This is a genomic window from Paenarthrobacter sp. NCHU4564 (genome assembly GCF_052156435.1).
Classification (GTDB): Bacteria; Actinomycetota; Actinomycetes; order Actinomycetales; family Micrococcaceae; genus Arthrobacter.
This window is the reverse complement of the sequence record NZ_JBQLIS010000046.1, coordinates 1-2400: the sequence shown is the minus strand read 5'-3', so window position 1 is coordinate 2400 and position 2400 is coordinate 1. Positions and strand designations below refer to the sequence as shown.

Annotated in this window: 2 protein-coding genes and 2 pseudogenes; 2 read left to right on the top strand and 2 right to left on the bottom strand. The window is 61.6% G+C overall.

Annotation, left to right across the window (positions count from 1 at the left end; all coding sequences use genetic code 11):
* Positions 1-698 precede the first annotated feature (698 nt).
* Positions 699-884 (top strand): annotated as a pseudogene (locus ACSVIE_RS21015) (helix-turn-helix domain-containing protein); the annotation flags it as partial.
* Between the two features lie 30 nt (positions 885-914).
* Positions 915-1271, top strand: a pseudogene (locus ACSVIE_RS21010) (IS30 family transposase); the annotation flags it as partial.
* Between the two features lie 72 nt (positions 1272-1343).
* Here the strand turns inward: ACSVIE_RS21010 and ACSVIE_RS21005 are convergent.
* Positions 1344-1919, bottom strand: a complete 576-nt coding sequence (locus tag ACSVIE_RS21005; protein WP_442425147.1) for an HhH-GPD-type base excision DNA repair protein — start codon at positions 1917-1919, stop codon at positions 1344-1346.
* Between the two features lie 165 nt (positions 1920-2084).
* A partial coding sequence (locus ACSVIE_RS21000; protein ID WP_442425146.1) for a hypothetical protein occupies positions 2085-2400 on the bottom strand: 316 nt, incomplete at its 5' end.

Genomic DNA, 2400 nt, shown 5'->3' with positions numbered 1-2400 from the left:
GAGAGTAGGACACCGCCGGACAACCATTCAGGTCGAGACCCCCCAACCACGTTGGGGGGTCTCCCACATTAACCACCCACACAAAAACCCCGACCATCGGGCGGGTTCTAGCGGTCGTTGCAACACCCGGAATTTTTGGGAGTTGCAACGACCGTGTCGTCTTTAACGGAGAAAACTGCCGGGCGGAGGAAGTACACGCCCGAGCAGAAGGCCTAGTTCTTCCTTGTGTTGGATAGTTGTGGGATCGTGAGCGCGGCCGCTGCGGAGCTCGGCTTCAATCAGACGACGTGCTATCAGTGGGTGCATAAATCACGACTCCCTCAACGGGCCCCCGGGATCGCAAGGCTGGGCAGCGGAAATACACGCCGGCCCGGAAGGCGGAGTTCTTCAAAGTGTTCGACCGGATCAAGAGCACGAGGAAAGCTGCAAGGGAACTCGCACTGAACCCCGATACATGCGCCGGATGGGTTCGTAAAGCCGGGCTGAAAAGCCATGGGAAACCGGGCGCGGGCCCTCACCCGGGGCGGGATGAGTACTTCCGGCTGCGCAAGACCGGCGTAAGTCGGCGCAAAGCTGCCACGGCGATCGGGATACATCTGCGAACCGCCGAAGAGTGGGATCAAGGAATCCGGAAGACTGGTGGGAGACGCATTTACCCCGACGGCCGCGTCATCGATTACAAACGTGGTGTGACCACCATGATTCCTCCCGACAGCGCGGCCGGACCCATGCCGGTCCCGGTATCGGCCCTGGAGAGGCCCATCGACCCGCGATACCTCAACGTCCAGGAACGGGAGATGATCCGGGACCTGCAAGCAGCAGGGTCCTCCATCAGGGCGATCGCACGCACCCTGGCACGACCGGCTTCAACAGTCAGCCGGGAACTTGCCCGCAATTCCGATCCCCGGATGGACGACCACACCGCCGAAACAGTCCGCGACGGCCTCATCAAGACCATGGCCACCCTGCCAGCGCACCTGCGAGGCTCCCTTACCTGGGACCAAGGCGCTGAAATGGCAGGCCACAAGTCCTTCGCCCTCGCCACCGACATGCAGGTCTACTTCTGCGACCCGGCTAGCCCCTGGCAACGCGGATCCAACGAGAACACCAACGGGTTGCTGCGACAGTACTTCCCCAAAGGCACCGACTTGTCCGTTTACGGACCCGAAGACCTCGAGCACGTAGCCCAGGAACTCAACGGCCGCCCACGCAAAACGCTCGGCGGGAAAACTCCAGCCGAGCGTTTACGTGACTTACTACTAACCACCTGACCAATAGGTCTTGCAACGACCCCTGGAAATCGCCTGGACGGTCGGCGCTTTCGCTGTTTGCGGCAGGGAGCCTCAGGCCTTCGCAGCTTTGGCAGCAGCCTTGGCAGCCTGCTTGCTCGCACGGACCTTGGCCAGGGATTCCGGACTCACAATGTCCGCCACTGAGAGGTATGAGCCTTCCTCGCCGTAGTGGCCCGCGGCCTCGCGCCAGCCTTCAGCCTGGAGGCCGCATTGCTTCCCGAGGAGAGCCAGGAAGATCTTCGCTTTCTGGTCCCCGAAACCGGGCAGTGCTTTCAATCGGCGGAGAACTTCAGCTCCATCCGGGTTGCCGCGGGTCCAGATCGCGGTGGCGTCGCCGCCCCAGTCGCTGTGGACCGTTTCGGCCAGGGCCTGGACGCGTCCTGCCATGGAGCCAGGGAAGCGGTGGACGGCAGGTGTTTCCTTGAAGACCTCTACGAAGCCTGCCGGGTCGTAGCCGGCGATGGCTCCAGGCTCCAGGGAGCCAATGCGGGTACGGATCTTCTCGGGCCCCGCAAAGGCGGACTCCATAGTGACCTGTTGGTCAAGCAGCATTCCCGTAAGCAGCGCAAAAGCGTCGTCACTGAGCAGTCGGTCGGCTGTGGGATCTCCTGTGATGTGCAGTTCCATGTGCCAATCCTCCCACCACGGCACAACGTCCAGCCAGAAACGTCAGCGGAGGGTGGCCCCTGGATGAGGCGGTTCGTCAGCGCAAGCGCCGGGGGCCGGCGGCCTGGACCGGGCGGTTGAGTGGGGGGCGGATAGCCCGTGGATCGTGGCTTCTTCACGGGAGATTCATGAGCGCTTCATATGGGACAACGGTGTGTCCGGTTGCCGTCGAGAGGCACTGCGGTAGGTGGATTTGCGTTGGGGGTTGGGGGCGTGTATTGTTTTCTGAGTCGCCGGGAGCGGAACGGAAAGCCGGAAGGTGTGTACGGGCCGGGAGGCGGCGGATAAATAACTCTTCTTTTCCAATGGCCCTTGGTGGGTGTGCTGCTTTGTGTGGTGCGCTTCGGGGTTATGTTTTGGAGGGTCTGTTGTTTGAGAACTCAATAGTGTGCCAAGTTTGTTGATACCGATTGTTTTTTGATTGGTTGGATTTTGCCGGGCC

What these genes read in the sequence shown, in the direction of transcription:
- ACSVIE_RS21005 (WP_442425147.1), bottom strand. Translation starts at nt 1,919, where the DNA reads ATGGAACTGCACATCACAGGAGATCCCACAGCCGACCGACTGCTCAGT.